This window comes from Arthrobacter ginkgonis, assembly GCF_039540195.1.
GTDB lineage: Bacteria > Actinomycetota > Actinomycetes > Actinomycetales > Micrococcaceae > Zafaria > Zafaria ginkgonis.
Window position 1 is genome coordinate 716,188 of the sequence record NZ_BAABEO010000008.1, and the last position, 16,120, is coordinate 732,307.

The 16,120-nt window shown below is 70.1% G+C and carries 15 protein-coding genes; 7 read left to right on the forward strand and 8 right to left on the reverse strand.

All coding sequences use genetic code 11. From position 1 onward, the window contains the following. Positions 1-9 precede the first annotated feature (9 nt). Complete coding sequence (gene purM / locus ABD912_RS05915) at positions 10-1,155, forward strand: phosphoribosylformylglycinamidine cyclo-ligase (protein WP_345149183.1); 1,146 nt, start codon at positions 10-12, stop codon at positions 1,153-1,155. 272 nt (positions 1,156-1,427) lie between these two features. After that, entirely contained in the window at positions 1,428-2,000 is a 573-nt protein-coding gene (locus tag ABD912_RS05920; protein ID WP_345149185.1) for a 2'-5' RNA ligase family protein, read from the forward strand. Here ABD912_RS05920 and ABD912_RS05925 read toward each other — a convergent pair. The 5 genes from ABD912_RS05925 to ABD912_RS05945 all read right to left on the reverse strand — a co-directional run bounded on the left by ABD912_RS05925 (position 1,917) and on the right by ABD912_RS05945 (position 7,979). After that, entirely contained in the window at positions 1,917-2,864 is a 948-nt protein-coding gene (locus ABD912_RS05925; RefSeq protein ID WP_345149186.1) for an AEC family transporter, read from the reverse strand. The genes ABD912_RS05920 and ABD912_RS05925 overlap by 84 nt on opposite strands. 50 nt (positions 2,865-2,914) lie before the next feature. Beyond that, positions 2,915-4,243 (reverse strand): enolase C-terminal domain-like protein, encoded by a 1,329-nt coding sequence (locus ABD912_RS05930; RefSeq protein ID WP_345149187.1) that lies wholly within the window; start codon positions 4,241-4,243, stop codon positions 2,915-2,917. A gap of 9 nt (positions 4,244-4,252) precedes the next feature. Continuing rightward, positions 4,253-5,854 carry an aldehyde dehydrogenase (NADP(+)) gene (locus ABD912_RS05935; protein ID WP_345149188.1) on the reverse strand — a complete coding sequence of 534 codons (1,602 nt, stop codon included), beginning with the start codon at positions 5,852-5,854 and terminating at the stop codon, positions 4,253-4,255. A 133-nt stretch (positions 5,855-5,987) separates the two neighbouring features. After that, complete coding sequence (gene kdgD / locus ABD912_RS05940) at positions 5,988-6,938, reverse strand: 5-dehydro-4-deoxyglucarate dehydratase (protein ID WP_345149190.1); 951 nt, start codon at positions 6,936-6,938, stop codon at positions 5,988-5,990. Between the two features lie 156 nt (positions 6,939-7,094). Next, positions 7,095-7,979 (reverse strand): LysR family transcriptional regulator, encoded by an 885-nt coding sequence (locus ABD912_RS05945; protein WP_345149192.1) that lies wholly within the window; start codon positions 7,977-7,979, stop codon positions 7,095-7,097. A 165-nt stretch (positions 7,980-8,144) separates the two neighbouring features. Here ABD912_RS05945 and ABD912_RS05950 point away from each other — a divergent pair, with 165 nt between their 5' ends. From ABD912_RS05950 to ABD912_RS05965, 4 genes are all read left to right on the forward strand, one after another. Further along, positions 8,145-9,140 (forward strand): Bug family tripartite tricarboxylate transporter substrate binding protein, encoded by a 996-nt coding sequence (locus ABD912_RS05950; RefSeq protein ID WP_345149194.1) that lies wholly within the window; start codon positions 8,145-8,147, stop codon positions 9,138-9,140. 31 nt (positions 9,141-9,171) lie between these two features. After that, a complete protein-coding gene (locus ABD912_RS05955) occupies positions 9,172-9,708 on the forward strand; it encodes a tripartite tricarboxylate transporter TctB family protein (protein WP_345149196.1) in 537 nt (178 codons plus the stop codon). A gap of 84 nt (positions 9,709-9,792) precedes the next feature. Continuing rightward, positions 9,793-11,319: a tripartite tricarboxylate transporter permease gene (locus ABD912_RS05960; protein ID WP_345149197.1), complete on the forward strand. Its 1,527-nt coding sequence runs from the start codon at positions 9,793-9,795 to the stop codon at positions 11,317-11,319. Continuing rightward, the gene (locus tag ABD912_RS05965; RefSeq protein ID WP_345149199.1) at positions 11,316-11,720 is read left to right on the forward strand and encodes a universal stress protein; all 405 of its coding nucleotides are present in this window, start codon (positions 11,316-11,318) and stop codon (positions 11,718-11,720) included. The genes ABD912_RS05960 and ABD912_RS05965 overlap by 4 nt, the downstream gene beginning before the upstream one ends. 105 nt (positions 11,721-11,825) lie before the next feature. Here the strand turns inward: ABD912_RS05965 and ABD912_RS05970 are convergent, their stop codons facing one another. The 3 genes from ABD912_RS05970 to ABD912_RS05980 form a co-directional block, all read right to left on the reverse strand. Beyond that, positions 11,826-12,629, reverse strand: a complete 804-nt coding sequence (locus ABD912_RS05970) for an IclR family transcriptional regulator (RefSeq protein WP_345149201.1) — start codon at positions 12,627-12,629, stop codon at positions 11,826-11,828. A gap of 191 nt (positions 12,630-12,820) precedes the next feature. Further along, on the reverse strand, positions 12,821-13,207 hold the full coding sequence (locus tag ABD912_RS05975) for a universal stress protein (RefSeq protein WP_345149203.1): 387 nt from the start codon (positions 13,205-13,207) through the stop codon (positions 12,821-12,823). Positions 13,208-13,222: 15 nt separating this feature from the next. Next, the gene (locus ABD912_RS05980) at positions 13,223-14,218 is read right to left on the reverse strand and encodes a 2-hydroxyacid dehydrogenase (RefSeq protein WP_345149205.1); all 996 of its coding nucleotides are present in this window, start codon (positions 14,216-14,218) and stop codon (positions 13,223-13,225) included. Between the two features lie 291 nt (positions 14,219-14,509). On the opposite strand from ABD912_RS05980, the gene ABD912_RS05985 reads away from it, so the two are divergent. Next, a complete protein-coding gene (locus ABD912_RS05985) occupies positions 14,510-16,102 on the forward strand; it encodes an ABC transporter substrate-binding protein (protein ID WP_345149207.1) in 1,593 nt (530 codons plus the stop codon). Positions 16,103-16,120 lie beyond the last annotated feature (18 nt).

Consider the following 16,120-nt stretch of genomic DNA (forward strand, 5'->3'; position numbering starts at 1 on the left):
CCCCCTGACATGACTTCCGCAACGCCCGACACCCCCGCCGGCATCACCTATGCCTCCGCCGGCGTCGACGTCGAAGCCGGGGACCGCGCCGTCGAACTGATGAAGGACGCCATCAAGGCGACCCACAACGCCTCCGTACTCGGTGGCGTGGGCGGCTTCGCCGGCCTCTTCGACGCCTCCCGCCTGCTCACCTACCGCAAGCCGCTGCTGGCCACCTCCACCGACGGCGTCGGGACCAAGGTCGCGATCGCGCAGGCCATGGACATCCACAACACCATCGGCCACGACCTGGTCGGCATGGTGGTGGACGACATCGTCGTGGTCGGCGCCGAGCCGCTGTTCATGACCGACTACATCGCCTGCGGCAAGGTGGTCCCGGAGCGCATCGCGGACATCGTCCGCGGCATCGCCGAGGCCTGCTCCCTGGCCGGCACCGCGCTGGTCGGCGGCGAGACCGCCGAGCACCCGGGCCTGCTGGGCGAACACGAGTACGACGTCGCCGGCGCGGCGACCGGCGTGGTCGAGGCCGACGCCCTGCTGGGCCCGGAGCGCGTGCGTTCCGGCGACGTGGTCATCGCCATGGCCTCCTCCGGCATCCACTCCAACGGCTACTCGCTGGTCCGCCGCGTGATCAACCACGCCGGCTGGGCCCTGGACCGCGAGGTCTCCGAGCTGGGCCGCACGCTCGGCGAGGAACTGCTGGAGCCGACCAAGGTCTACGCCGCGGACTGCCTGGACCTGATCCGTGCCCTGAACAAGGACGGCGTGGCCCCGCTGCACGGCTTCAGCCACGTCACCGGCGGCGGCCTGGCCGCGAACCTGGCCCGGGTGCTGCCGCAGGGCCTGATGGCCACCGTGGACCGCTCCACCTGGGAACTGCCGGCGATCTTCAAGCTGGTCGCCGAGCTGGGCGGCGTGCCGCAGGCCGACCTGGAGCGCACCCTGAACCTGGGCGTGGGCATGGTCGCGATCGTCGAGGAGTCCGCGGCCGATGCCGCGCTGGCCCGCCTGAACGAACGCGGCGTCACCTCCTGGGCCATGGGCACCGTCGGCGCGCTCGATGCGTCCGCGGCCTCCGCCGGACCGGACTTCGTCCAGGGCGCCAAGGGCGTCGACGGCGGCGCGGTCCTGCTCAAGGGCGCCTACGCCTCCTAGTCCGCACAGCACGATGGCGGGCCCTCCTTCGGGAGGGCCCGCCATTTGCGTTTCCGCGGCTGGGTCCGGTGCTGCGCAGGGCCAGCGGCGGGCACCCTGACAAATCTGCACTTACCACGCTCGGTCCCTCGAAATCGGGGCAACACCAGTCACACGCGTGCCCGTGTGTAACCCCAAGTGCAGAATCCCCACGCGGGAAATGACCATCCATGTCCCCCGCCCCGGCTCCGCACCTAGTCCGCATCTGGTGCCGGCGGTGGGAAACTGTGTGCATGGGCGTCTACGTGACGGTGGTGTTCATCGAGCCGCTGGCTGCCGGGACGGAGTTCCTGCAGTCCGCCTGGCCGCTGCACGTCACGCTGGTCAGGTTCGATTCGGCGGTCCCGGTTCCCGAGCTTGCCGCGGTGCTGGAGGCCGCTTTGGAGGGCCGGGAGGCGTTCACCTCCGTGGTGGGCCGGGACGCCCGGTTCGGCCGCAACGGCTCGGTCCCGGTCTCCCTGGTCGATCCAGACACGGGGCTGGTGGACCTGCACGAGGCCCTGCTGTACGGGCTGCTGCACGAACTCGGCGAGCAGATCCGCCTTCCGGGCCCCAACCACACCCGGGCGAACTACCGCCCGCACGTCACCCATCGGGAGCGGCGGCTGCATTCCGGGGACACCGTCCAGGTCAGGCAGGTGGCGCTGGTGGACATGTTTCCGGACCGGGACCGGCGGTTTCGCCGGGTGCTGGCGGCCTGGACGCTCGGCGGGGAGGTGCCGCTAGCCGAGCAGGAGGACGGCGAGCAGCACGGCCGGCAGGGACAGCACGGAGCTGAGGAAGGAAACGTCCCGGGCCAGGGTTGAGGGCATCCGGAACTGGCTCGAGAACAGGAAAACGTTCTGGGCCGTCGGCAGGGCGGCCATGACCACGACTCCCAGCAGTTCGATGCCCTGCAGGCCGAAGGCGAAGCGCGCCACGGCCCAGGCCGCCACCGGCATGATGGCCAGCTTCACGAACGAGGCCCACACCAGGTCAGGCAGCAGGCTCCGCTGAGTGAACGGCCGCTGGCCGTACATGCTCATCCCGAACATCATCAGCAGGAGCGGAATCGAGGCGTGGCCCAGCATCTCGATCGGGGTCCACACCACCTCCGGCGGCTTCCAGCCGCTCAGCGAGAGGCCCGCGCCGCCAAGCGTCGCAATCGTCACCGGATTGCCGATCGAGCGCAGGACGGTGCGCCACAGGGGCACCGCGTCGGCCACCTCCGCTCCGGCCGGCCGCGGCGCGCACCACGCGAAGATCGACAGGTACACGGGCGCCACCACCAGGAGCTGGGCGATCAGCACGGAGACCACCGGCGCCGAACTGCCCACCGCGTACAACGCGATGGGCAGCCCGATGTTTCCGGCGTTCACATAGGAGGAGGCCATGGCCCCGACGGCGGCGTGCGGCGCCCCGCGCCGCAGCACCCAAACGCTGCCGAGCGCGTAGACGGCACCTGCCGCCAGCGCCGTGAGCAGCGCGACCGGGGCGTAGACGCCCAGGACCGCGCCGAGGTCGGTCTCCGCGAGCAGCAGGAACATCAGCGCCGGGTTGGTGACGTAGTACACCGCCGGGCCCAAACCCGCCTGCATGGCGACCGCCTTGCCCGGAAGCAGGGCGGCCGCCACGAAGCCCACGGCAACGATGACCAGGACAACGCCGAAGCCCAGCAGTACGCCCTCCACCGGCTAGCGCCCCCCGTCCGTCAGCTGACGGGTCGTCACCGAACGGGTGATCATCGAACGAGGCACGGGCGCTTGGGGTCGAACTCCCAGCCGGGGATCAGGTACTGCATCGACGTCGCGTCGTCGCGGGCTCCGAGGCCGTGCTCGAGGTAGAGCTGGTGCGCGGCCTCGACGCGGTCCCGGTCCAGTTCGATGCCCAGGCCCGGTGCGGTGGGGACCTTGATCTCGCCGTCGCGGATCTGCAGCGGGTCCCGGGTCAGGCCCTGGCCGTCCTGCCAGATCCAGTGCGTGTCCAGGGCCGTGATCTCGCCCGGGGCCGCGGCGCCCACGTGCGTGAACATGGCCAGGGAGATGTCGAAGTGGTTGTTCGAGTGCGATCCCCAGGTCAGCCCGAACTCGTTGCACAGCTGCGCCACCCGGACGGAACCGGCCATGGTCCAGAAGTGCGGGTCCGCCAGCGGGATGTCCACGGCGTTGGTGCGCACGGCGTGGGACATCTCGCGCCAGTCGGTGGCGATCATGTTGGTCGCGGTCTGCAGGCCGGTGGCGCGGCGGAACTCGGCCACGACCTCGCGGCCGGAGAACTTGCCTTCGGCACCGCACGGGTCCTCGGCGTACGCGACGATGCCGCGCATGCGCTTGCCCAGCCGGATGGCGTCCTGCAGGAGCCAGCCGCCGTTGGGGTCCAGCGTGATGCGCGCGTCCGGGAAACGCTCCTTGAGCGCGGTGACGGCGTCGACCTCCAGGTCCCCGGACTGCACCCCACCCTTGAGCTTGAAGTCCTGGAAGCCGTACCGGGCCTGCGCGGCCTCGGCCAGGCGGACCACGGCCTCAGGAGTCATGGCCTCCTCGCGACGCACGCGCTCCCACTCGTCGGCGCCGTTGGGCTCGCGCAGGTAGGGCAGGTCAGTGGCGTCCGGGTTGCCGACGTAGAAGAGGTAGCCGAGCATCGGCACGGCGTCGCGCTGCTGGCCGTCGCCGAGCAGCTCCGCGACCGGAACGCCGAGGAACTGGCCGTGCAGGTCCAGCAGGGCCGATTCGAGGGCGGTGACGGCGTGCACCGTGGTGCGCAGGTCGAAGGTCTGCAGGCCGCGGCCGCCGGAGTCGCGGTCGGCGAACGCCGCGGCGACCTGGCGCAGCAGGCTGCGGAAGCGGGCGACCGGCTGGCCGGCCAGGAGCGCGCCGGCCTCTTCGATGGTGGAGCGGATCTTCTCGCCGCCCGGGACCTCGCCGAGGCCGGTGCGGCCCTCGGAGTCGGTCACGATGGTGATGTTGCGGGTGAAGAACGGGCCGTGGGCGCCGGAAAGGTTCATCAGCATGGAGTCGTGGCCGGCGACCGGGACGACCTCCACGCGGGCGATGGTGGGCTGGTGGGTCATGATGGGTGCCTATTCTCCTGCGGGGACGATCGTGCCGTCGATGCGGCGGTTGAGGTGCCACGGGTTGGCCTCGCGCAGCGGCTGCGGCAGGAGGGCGTCCGGGATGTTCTGGTAGGCGACCGGGCGCAGGAACCGGTCAATGGCCAGGGTGCCGACCGAGGTGGTGCGGGTGTCCGAGGTGGCGGGGAAGGGCCCGCCGTGGACCATCGCGTGGCCCACCTCGACGCCGGTCGGCCAGCCGTTGGCCAGGATGCGCCCGGCCTTCCGCTCCAGCACCGGAAGCAGCGGGGCGACGGTGGCGTGGTCGGCGTCGGTCAGGTGCAGCGTGGCGGTGAGCTGGCCCTCCAGCCGGCGGGCGGCGTCCACCAGGTCGGTGGCGGAGGTGTAGCGCACCATCAGGGACGCGGCACCGAAGATCTCTTGGTGCAGCACCCCGTTCTCCAGGAACGTCGGGACGTCCGTGCCGAAGACGGTCGGGGCGGGGGCGTTCTCGGTGGCCCCGTCCTCGCCGCGGGCCACCACTGCGACGCCGTCCTGCGCACCGAGTTCGGCGACGCCGGCGTTCCAGGCGTCGGCGATGCCCTTGGTCAGCATGGTCTGGCCGGCGGCCGGGGCCATGGCGCGGTTCACGGCGGCGGCGAACGCGTCGCCAGCGTCCCCGGCGGGAATGAAGACCAGGCCCGGGGCGGTGCAGAGCTGCCCGCTGGAGCCGGTGACGGAGCCGACGTAGGCCTGGGCCAGCGCCTCGACGTTGCCGGCCAGCGCACCCTCGAAGAAGAACACCGGGTTGATGGAGCTCATCTCCGCGTAGACAGGAATCGGTTCCGGACGAGCGGCGGCGGCGGCGACCAGCGCCGTTCCGCCGCCCCGGGAGCCGGTGAAGCCCACGGCCTTGATGGCCGGGTCGGTGACGAGGGCCTGGCCGATGCTGGCGCCGGGTCCGTAGATCAGGGAGAACACGCCCGGGTGCAGGCCCAGGTCGCGCACGGCGTCGGCAATGGCGCGGCCGACGATTTCGCTGGTGCCCGGGTGGGCGTTGTGGGCCTTGAAGACCACGGGGCATCCGGCGGCCAGTGCGGAGGCGGTGTCGCCGCCGGCGGTGGAGAAGGCCAGCGGGAAGTTGCTGGCACCGAAGACGGCGACCGGGCCCAGGGGCACTTTGCGCTGGCGGATGTCCGCCCGCGGCATCGGCCGGCGTTCGGGCAGGGCCGGGTCGATGCGCACGCCGCGGAAGTCGCCCTGGCGCACGACGGCGGCGAACAGGCGCAGCTGGCCGGTGGTGCGGCCGCGCTCGCCGGTCAGGCGGGCCTCGGGCAGGCCGGTCTCGGCCATGGCCCGGGCAACGAGGTCGGCGCCGACGGCCTCGATGTTCTCGGCGATGCGCTCCAGGAACGCGGCGTGGGTCTCCGGGTCCAGCGAGCTGAAGGACTCGAACGCCTCCTCGGCCGCGGCGGTGGCCGTGGCGAGCTGGTCGCGGTCGACCAGGGTGTAGGCCGGTTCCAGGGGGGTGTTGGTGGCCGGGTTGAAGCCGTTGACGGTCCCGCCGCTTCCGGGGACCTCCCGGCCGGCGATGATGGAGTGGCCGGCCAGTGTTGCCTGCATGGTGGGCATCGGGTGCTCCTCGTGGGGTTGGGGGTGGGGCGGTGCCCCGGGGTGTTCGCGCCCCGCCGCGGCGGGGACTTCGGTGCCACGGCCGAAGGAAGCGGACACCGGGATCCGGGTCCGCTTCCTTCGGCGGGCGGGGCTAGACGCCCTGCGTCAGCGTGGCGTCGGCCGGACGGATGCCGGCGGCGTCGATCAGCGCCGAGAGGTCCTGGAGGTCGCGCTCGGTGAGGTCCTGCAGCGGCGGGCGGACGGAGCCGGCGTCGCGGCCGATGACCTTCAGGCCGCCCTTGACGATGGAGACGCCGTAACCCTTGGCGCGGTCGCGGATCTCCAGGTAGGGCAGGACGAAGCGGTTGAGCTTCTCGGTGACGGCGACGCGGTCCTGGTTGCGCACGTCGCGGTAGAACTCGAGGGCGAACTCCGGCACGAAGTTGTACATGGCCGAGGAGTAGGTGCTCATGCCCAGCTGCAGCAGCGGCAGGGCGAAGGTTTCCGCGGTCGGCAGGCCGCCGAGGTAGAAGAGCCGGTCGCCGTTCTTGGCGTAGACCTTGGTCAGGTGTTCGATGTCGCCCAGCGCGTCCTTGAAGCCGATGAAGTTCGGGTGGCGCTCGGCAAGCTTGGCCACGGTGTCCGCGGAGTAGATGGCGTTGGCGCGGTTGTAGACGATCACGCCGATGCTGGTGGAGGCGCAGACGGCGGAGACGTGCTCCAGCAGGCCGGCCTGGTCGCACTCGGTCAGGTACGGCGGCAGCAGCAGCAGACCCTCGGCGCCGGCAGCCTCGGCGTCCCGGGCGTTCTGGATGGCCTGGTGGGTGGAACCGCCGGCGGAGGCGAGCACCGGGACGCGGTCTCCGGCTTCCTCAACCGCCATGCGGACCACGCGGGCGGCCTCGTCCGGGCTCAGGCTGAAGCCCTCGCCGGTGCCGCCGGCGGCGAACAGGCCGGCCACGTCGAAGCTGGACTGCCACGCCAGGTGCCGGCGGTAGTTCTCCTCGTCGATGCCCAGCTGGGCGTCGAAGGAGGTAACGGGGAAGGACAGCAGGCCTTCCTTCAGGCGGGCGGCGAGTTCCTGGGGCGCGTACTGGGCCACGGGGCACTTCCTTTCAGCGGTGGCCGCGGGCGGCCGTCGATGGGTTCAGAAACCACCATAGGAAGCGGACATGATGCATGTCCAAGCCCAAATTTGTATGGATTGATGCACGCATGGCATCGACGGCGTTGGTGGAGGGGTTGGTCCGCGAAGGGCCTAGTCGGCCCCCAAGGTCAACTCGTCCAACAACCTGTGCAGGGCCGGGTTCCGGGAATCGCGCAGCCAAACCACGTGCAGTTCCACCTCGTTCCCTACGGCCCCGGCCAGGTCCAGGTAGGACACGCCATTGATCCCCAGCAGGCGGGCGGATTCCGGGACGAAGGCGACCCCGCGCCCGGAGGCCACCAGGGCCACCATGGTCAGCACCTGGCTGACCGTGTGGACCACGTTGCGGTGCTCGATCGGCACCAAGCGCACCGCCATGTCGTAGAAGTAACGCGCCTTGACGGGCGAATGCATGATCAGCGGAACGTCGCGCAGGTCCTCCACCGCCACCGGTCGGGCCAGCCTGTCCAGCGGGTGCCCCGTCGGCACGGCGACCATAAAACGCTCGGCCAGCATGAGCCGGGAGGCGAAGGCCTCCCTATCGAAGAGCGGGCGGGCCAGCCCCAGGTCCAGGTCTCCGTCCGCAATGGCCTGGAGCTGCTCCCCCGTTACCAGCTCCTCCAGTTCCACGTCCACGTCCGGGAGCGCCTCCGCGATCGTGTCCAGCAGCGGCCCCAGCAGGCTGAAGCCACTGGAGGCGGTAAATCCCACCCGCAGCGTGCCCGATCGGCCCGCCGCGATGCGCCGGGCCGACGCCGGCGCCCGGTCCGCCAGCACCACCAGGCGCCGGGCGTCGTCGAGGAAGGCCTTGCCGGCAGCCGTGAGGACCACTTTCCGGTTGTCGCGCTCGAGGAGCCCCACCCCCAGCGCCTTCTCCAGCTTCTGGATCTGCCGGCTCAGCGGGGGCTGGGTCATGTTCAGCCGCTCCGCGGCCCTGCCGAAGTGCAGCTCCTCGGCGACGGCGATGAAGCTTCGGATCTGGTCAAGCGTGTACATGATGCACTCCCGGTATCAGTCAATGCAGTAAGGGGGTTGGACATGCATCATACTTGCTCCCTAGTCTTTCTTAGCGAACCGCAGGTGATAACGGTCACACGCAGGGACTCCCCCAACCCGCGGACCCGCAGTCACCTCAGGCCCACAGACATATAAGGGATTCCCATGAAGCAGATCTTCACTCGCCGTACGATGCTTGGCACCGCAGCCGTTGCAGCCGCCCTGGCCCTGACCGCCTGCGGCGGCAATGTAGGCGGCGGCGGCTCTGGGGAAGAGTTCCCGAGCAAGCCGATCAACGTCACCGTCGGCGCCGCTCCGGGCGGTTCCACCGACCTGATCGCCCGCGCCGTGAGCGAAGGCGCGTCCACCGACCTCGGCGTCGCCATGCCGGTGGTCAACAAGCCGGGCGCCAACGGCGCCCTGGCCATCAAGGAGGTCCAGGGCAAGACGGCCGACGGCTACGAGCTGGCCACGCTGAACGCTTCGCTGGTCACCATCACCCCGCTGGCCGTCGGCGAGTCCGAGGCCGTGTCCCTGGACGACGTCGACGTGATCGTCGGCCTCTCCCAGGACGACTACGTGATGGTCGCCAGCCCGGAGTCCGGCGTCACCAACCTCGACGGCCTGAAGGCCGCCCAGGACCTGACCTTCGGCACCACCGGCGTGGGCACCGGCTCGCAGCTGGCCCAGGCGCTGCTGCTCAAGCAGGCGGACATCAAGGGGACCGAGGTGCCGTTCGATTCCGGCGCACCGGCCGTGACCGCGGTGCTGGGCAACCAGGTGCAGCTGGCCACCGTCCAGCTGGGCGAGGCCAAGGCGCAGATCGACGCCGGCAAGCTGGTCCCGATCGTGGTCTTCTCCACCGAGCGCAACCAGTACCTGCCGGACGTGCCCACCGCCACCGAGGAGGGCTACGACATCCCGGTGTCGCAGTACCGTGCGGTCGTGGCGCCGAAGGGCACCCCTGAAGACGTCAAGGCCCGCCTGAAGACCGCGTTCGAGAACACCTTCAAGACCGACGCCTACAAGCAGTTCAACGAGCAGAACCTGCTGACCCCGCGCGAAATCTCCGGCGAAGAGGTTGTCACCGAGTGGACGGCCCTGGCCGACAAGTACAAGGAGCTGACCGAGAAGTACGGCGTCTCCCTGAAGCAGAACTGAGCCAGTGCCACGAGCACACAGGAGAACCACCATGCATGAGACCACCAACGCGGTTCCCACACCGGCCGACCCCGAGGAGGACCTGACTCCCGAGCAGCTGGCCGCGAAGTGGGAGGCGGAGGCGCCGCCGGCCGCCGGCCCCGTCGCCAACCTGGCCTCCTCCGCGGTGGCCACCCTGATCGGCATCGCCGGGATCGTCTTCTCGGTGAAGCTGGGGCTGGGCACGCCCGCCCAGCCCCAGCCCGGGATGTGGCCGTTCATCATGAGCCTGGTCATCGTGGTGCTCGGCCTGTCGCAGATGTTCATTGGCCGCCACGGCGGGGAGGGCGAAAAGTTCTCCCGCCTCTCCTGGCTGGTGCTCTTCGGCGTCGCGACGCTGGTGGGGCTGGTGGCGCTGATGCCCGTCATCGGCTTCGAAATCCCCTCGCTGCTGCTCTGCATCGTCTGGATGAAGTACCTGGGCGGCGAAACGTGGCGGTCGACCTTGCTCTACTCGACCCTCGTCGTGGTCGCCTTCTACGCCATCTTCATCCTGGCTCTGGGGACCACCATTCCCCACCTGTTCTAACGGGTTGGGCGCTCCCACAGTGTCGGCTTCGCCGCCACGGTGGGACCCTCGCGCCCCACCCTTGCCTTCGACTTAAGGTTTCGCATGGAATTCCTGCAACCGGTGCTGGACGGCTTCGGCGTCGTCCTTGATCCCACCAATTTGCTCTACTGCCTGCTGGGCGTCGTCATCGGCATGCTCATCGGCGTGCTCCCGGGCCTCGGGCCCGCGGCGACCATCGCCATCCTGCTGCCGCTGACCTACGGCGTCGAACCGGTCACCGCCATCATCATGCTCGCCGGCATCTTCTACGGCGCCCAGTACGGCGGCACCATCACCTCGGTGCTGCTGCGCCTGCCCGGCGAGGCGAGCTCAGTGGTCACGGTCTTCGACGGCTACCAGCTGGCCAAGCAGGGCAAGGCCGGCACCGCCCTGGGCATCGCTGCGATCGGCTCCTTCATCGGCGGCACGGTCGGAATCATCGGGCTGACCTTCCTGGCCCCCATCGTCGCCGGCTTCGCGCTGGACTTCGGTCCGCCGGAGTACGCGGCCCTGGCCCTGCTGGGCATCCTGCTCGTGGCCACCATCAGCAACGGCAGCAAGTCCAAGGCACTGATCGCCGCGGCCTTGGGCCTACTGCTGGCCACGGTCGGGCGCGACGTGTTCACGGGCGCCGAGCGGTTCACCTTCGGCAACCTGAGCCTGGCCGACGGCATCGACTTCGTGCCCGTGGCCATGGGCCTGTTCGGTCTCGGCGAGATCCTCTACAACCTGGAGGAACGCCACCGCGCCGCCAAGGCGCCGGCGAAGGTCGCCAACGTCTGGCCGTCCCGGGCGGACCTGAAGCAGTCCTCCGGCGCGATCGGCCGCGGCTCGGTCCTGGGCTTCTTCCTGGGCATCCTGCCCGGCGGTGGCGCCACGATCTCCTCGATGGCCGCCTACGCGATGGAGAAGAAGCGGTCCAAGAACCCGGAGCGCTTCGGCCAGGGCGCCGTCGAGGGCGTCGCCGCACCGGAGACGGCCAACAACGCCGCCGCCACCAGCTCCTTCATCCCGCTGCTGACCCTGGGCATCCCGGCCAATGCCACCATGGCCCTGATGTTCGGCGCGCTGCTCATCCAGGGCGTCACCCCGGGCCCGCAGCTGGTCGAGCAGCACCCGGACCTGTTCTGGGGCGTGGTGAACTCGATGTACATCGGGAACATCCTGCTGCTGATCATGTCCATCCCGCTGGTCGGCGTGTTCGTGCGCATCCTGCGCGTGCGCGGCGCCATCCTGGCCCCGATCACCGCACTGATCACGCTGCTGGGCGCCTACACGATCAACAACTCGATGTTCGACGTCATGCTGGTGGTCTTCTTCGGAGTCGTCGGCTACCTGATGAAGAAGTTCGGCTTCGAGCCCGGCCCCCTGGTGCTGGCCTTCGTGCTGGGCGAACTGCTGGAGGCCAACCTGCGCCGGTCGCTGCTAGTGTTCAACGGCGACCTGTCGGGGGTCTTCGGACGGCCGATTTCCCTCTCCCTGCTGCTGGTCTTCGCCGTCGTGGCCCTGTGGCCGGTCGCCAAGACCCTGTTGGCCCGCCGGCGCACCGCCGCGGCCGTTGAAACCGTCAAGACAAAGGAAAACGCATGAGCGTCCTCGTTGGATACGTCCCCACCCCGGTCGGAGAGGCGGCCGCGCAGGCAGCCATCGTCGAGGCCAAGCTGCGGGGCGCGAAGCTGTTCATCGTCAACTCGGTGCGCGAGGGCGCGCTGGTGGACAAGTCGGTGGCCACGGACGAGGACCTGGCCCGGCTCGCCGCCGACGCGGCGGCAGCCGGCGTCGATGCCTCCATCCTGACCCCCACCTACTCCGACGACCTGGCCGAGGAGGTGCTGGCCCTGGCCGAGGCGCACGACGTGTCGCTGATCGTCATCGGGCTGCGCCAGCGCTCCCAGGTCGGCAAGTTCATCATGGGCTCGCACGCGCAGCGCATCCTGCTGCAGGCGGACCGGCCGGTCCTTGCCGTGAAGGCGGGCCGGCACGGGCGCTGACAACCCACGCAAAAAGCGGGGCCGGACGGAATACCGTCCGGCCCCGCTTTTTGCGTCTGCGGGCGGCGCGAACCAGCCCGGCCGCCGCTCCCGTCCCGTGGAGATTCAGGTCAGGCGCTCCCCCAGCGCGTCCAGGATCTCCGCCACGGTGGCGGCGGTCTCCTCCAGCGCGGTGGCCACCTCCCGCTCGCGGCCAGGCACCAGCTCCTCAACGGCCATGGAGACCGAGAGGGCGTCGGGCGTCGGTGCGGGGCCCTCGACGGCCACCGCCAGGCAGGCCAGGCCCGCGGCGCTTTGCTCGCGCTCCAGCGCGTATCCGCGGCGCCGCGTGGCGGACAGGGCCCGCTCCAGCGCCTGCGGCGAAGTCAGCGTGCCCGGTCCCACGGGGGCGAGCGCGGCCGGAAAGTGGGCCGGCGCGTCGGGGCCCAGGCGCGCGAGGATGGATTGCCCCAGGGCGGTGGAATAGGCGGGCAGCCGGCGGCCCAGCCGCGGGACCTCGCGGCCGCGGCCCGGCGCTTCCCAGGTGGCCAGGTAGACGATGTCGGTGCCGTCCAGCCGTCCGAAGTGCACGGTGGCCCCGACCCGCTGGCCCAGCCGGGACATGTGGGGGCGCACCACCTTCAGCAGGGGGTCCGCGTCGAGGTAGGTGGTGCCGGCCAGGAGGGCCCGGATGCCGATGCTGTAGCGCGAACGGCTGGCGTCGGTACGCACCCAGCCGGCCTCGATGAGGGTCCGCAGCAGGGCGTAGAGGCTGCTGCGCGGGGCATCGATGGCCTCGCACAGCTCGCGGATGGTGATCGGCTCATTGCCGCGCGCGGCCAGCTGCTCCAGGATCTCGATGGTCCGCGCGGCCGACTTGACCTCCCGCACGCCTGCGGGCCGGCCCGCGGAAGACTGGTGCTCCCCCATTCCTGCTGCCCCTTCCGGGCCCTGCCCCTATGCAGTGCCGATACGCAGTGGCGCCTCGTTGCGCCTTGCCGCTTCCGCGTCGCTCGCAGCAGGGTAGCAGAGCAGCCGTGTAATAGAGCAGCCTGGGTCCCGCGCACAAAGCGTGCCGGACCCAGGCTCTTGCTCTTGACCCGCTTGCGCCGCGGGCGGGCTCAGCCGCGCGGTCCGACCCTTACCTTCACCGCCTGGACGGCGCAGCCCGCCTCCAGGATCACGCGCTGCGAGGTGGAGCCCAGGAACAGCTTCCCCACCGGCGAGCGGCGCCGGACCCCGATGACCACCAGCTCCACGCCCGGCTGGTAGGACGCGTCGATGAGCGCGTCGCCCAGGTCCGCATCCTGCGGCAGGGTCTGCCTCTCGGCGCTCACGCCGGCCTGCGCCGCTTCGGCGAGGATCAGGGAGAGCTCCTCCGCCGGCGTCCCTGTGCCGGCGGACTCCAGCAGCACGACGCCGGTGCCGCGCAGCTGGGCCTCGGCCGTGGCCGCGCGGGCGGCGGCCAGGCCCTCGGGCGTATCGGTGTATCCAATGACGACGGTCATGGCGGTCCTTCCGGTTCAGGCCACGGGGGTGGCCAGCGTGCCGTCGCGCAGGAAGCTGCGCAGGTTCTCCAAAGTCAACGCGGCCATGTCCTGGCGCGTCTCCTCCGTGCCGCTGCCCAGGTGGGGCAGCAGGACCACGGTGTCCAGCTCCAGCAGCTCGGCGGGCACCTCGGGTTCGTGGGCGAAGACGTCCAGTCCCGCCCCGCCGAGCCGGCCCTGGACCAGGGCCTCCACCAGGGCGTCCTCGTCGATGACGGAACCCCGGGCGATATTCACCAGGTAGCCGGCGGGACCCAGGCTTTCCAGCACCTGCGCGTCCACCAGGCCTGCGGAGTCGGGACCGCCCGCCGCGGCGACGACCAGGACGTCGACGGCCGCCGCGAGTTCCGCCGCCGAGGGCTGGTAGGCGTAGGCGGAACCTTCGATCGGCCGCCGGTTGTGGTAGTGGATTTCGCAGCCGAAGGCTTCCAGCCGGTGGGCGATGGCCTGTCCGATCCGCCCCAGCCCCAGGATGCCCACGCGCTTGCCGGAGGCCCGCACCGCCAGCGGGAAGTTGCCCTTGGCCGTCCAGTCGCCGCGGCGCACGTAGCGGTCCGCCGCGGAGACGCGGCGCAGCACGTCCAGGTAAAGGGCCAGCGCGGTGTCGGCGACGCAGTCGGTGAGCACGTCGGGGGTGTTGCTGATGAGGATGCCGCGCTCGGCTGCCTGGGCCACGTCCGTGGTGTCGTACCCGACGCCGAAGTTCACCACCGCGCGCAGCTGCGGCAGCTGCCGCATCAGTTCCGTTCCGACGCCGAAGCGGCCGGAACAGACGGCCACCCGGATCTCGCCGGCGTGGGCGTCCAGGAAGGCCTCGCGCTCCTCCGGAACCTCGGGAAGGCGTAGGGCGCCGAACTCCTCGGTGAGGGCGGCCTGGACGTCCGGGTTCACGGGCCCAACCTGCAGGATGGTGTGGCCGACGGTGGCAGTGGCGTTGGCGGCGCCCGCGGGGGCCGGAGCGTAGTTAGTCATGCCTGCACAGTAGGAAACCGGGCGATGCGGGTCCAACACGCAAATAACATGGATCAATACCCTCGGGGCATCGCTAATGCAACATCCCCGGAATGTAGCGGAAGTCACACCGGTTTGCGCCGCCGGGAGCCTTCCACGGCGGAATTCCGGCTCTTTTGCGGCCCCGTCACACCCAAATCTTTCCTTGACGGGCGCTCCGGGCGCTTCCAAGCTGATGCATACACATCCAGCTTTTGGCTTCATATGTAGACACGCTGGCACCCCACCCTCTTTTCCGCACCTGGAGGAACAATGACGTTTTACGCAGCCCGCCCCGCCACGGATGCAAAGAAACTCCGTCCGCGCCGCGGCGCCCTGGCCCTCGCGGTGCTCGGCGCCGGCGTCGTGCTGAGCGGCTGCTCCGTGGCCAACTCGGGCGCTGCCACCGGCGGCGGAGCGGCCGCCGCCTCCGACACGCTCCGCGTGGTCCTGCAGCAGGAGCCGCCGACCCTGGAGCCGTGCGAGTCCAACCTGACCAGCACCGGCGTGGTCGATCGCTCCACCGTCACGGAGCCCCTGGTGGAGCGCAATCCGAGCACCGGCGAACTGGAGCCAAAGCTCGCCACCGAGTGGAGCTCGGAGGACAACAAGGTCTGGACGTTCAAGCTCCGCGAGGGTGTGAAGTTCCACGACGGAAGCGCCTTCACCGCAGAGGACGCCGCCGCGACGATCGACCGGGCCGTCAACTCCAAGCTGGGCTGCAACGTCGAGGGTTATGTGTTCGGCGATGACGACCTCGGCGTCGAGGTCGTCGACGACACCACCCTCACGGTCACCGCCAAGCAGGCGGACCCCATCCTCCCGCTGCGCGTTTCCTTCCTGGAGGTCGTCCCCGCGGAGACCTCCGCCACCGAGAAGGTCCGTGAACCGATCGGCACCGGACCGTACAAGCTGGAGAGCTGGGACGCGGGACAGAAGATCACCCTCGCCCGGTTCGACGGCTACTGGGGCGAGCAGCCCGCCTACGCCAAGGCCGAGTACCAGTGGCGCTCCGAAGGCAGTGTCCGTGCCGCCATGATCACCTCCGGCGAGGCGGACATCGCCACGGGGCTGAGCCCGGAGGACAACATCGGGGATCTCGGCGTTCCGTACCCGAACAACGAAACCGTCGCGATCCGCATGCACAACAACAAGGCCCCGTTCAACGACATCCGCGTTCGCCAGGCAGTCAACTACGCCATCGACAAGGAGGGCATCGTCGCAAGCCTCTATGGAGGCCGCGACAAGGTCGCCGCGCAGCTGGTTCCGGAAGGCGTCGTCGGACACAACGCGAACCTCAGCCCGTGGGCGTACGACGCCGAGAAGGCCAAGCAGCTGGTGGCCGAGGCCAAGGCGGACGGCGTCGACACCGGCGCACAGGTCAGCCTGGTGGTGCGCAACGCGCAGTTCCCGAAGATCCAGGAGCTGGCACAGGTCATCCAGGAGCAGCTCACCCAGGCCGGCCTGAACGTCAAGCTCAAGATGCTCGAAACCAGCCAGCAGCTCACCTACCAGGTGCGTCCGTTCGCGGAGGACGAGGGCGACATCGGCCTCATGATCCAGCACGGCAACCAGGCCGGCGACGCCGCGTTCACCGTCGACCAGTACATGACCACCAAGGGAGCCCAGAGCGCCTTCGGCACTGCGGAACTCGATGCGCTGATCAAGAAGGCCGACGCCGCCACCGGTGAGGAGCGCCAGAAGGCCTTCGAGGACGTCTTCGCCTACCAGAACGAGAACGTGGTGCAGTTCGCCCACATCTCGCACCAGACCGGCATGATCGGCAAGGCCGCCACCGTGGACTACACGCCCAACTCCTCCACCGGCGACGAGCTCCGCGTGGCCGAAGCCAAGCCCGCACAGTAGCAGCGGCACCACGGAAAA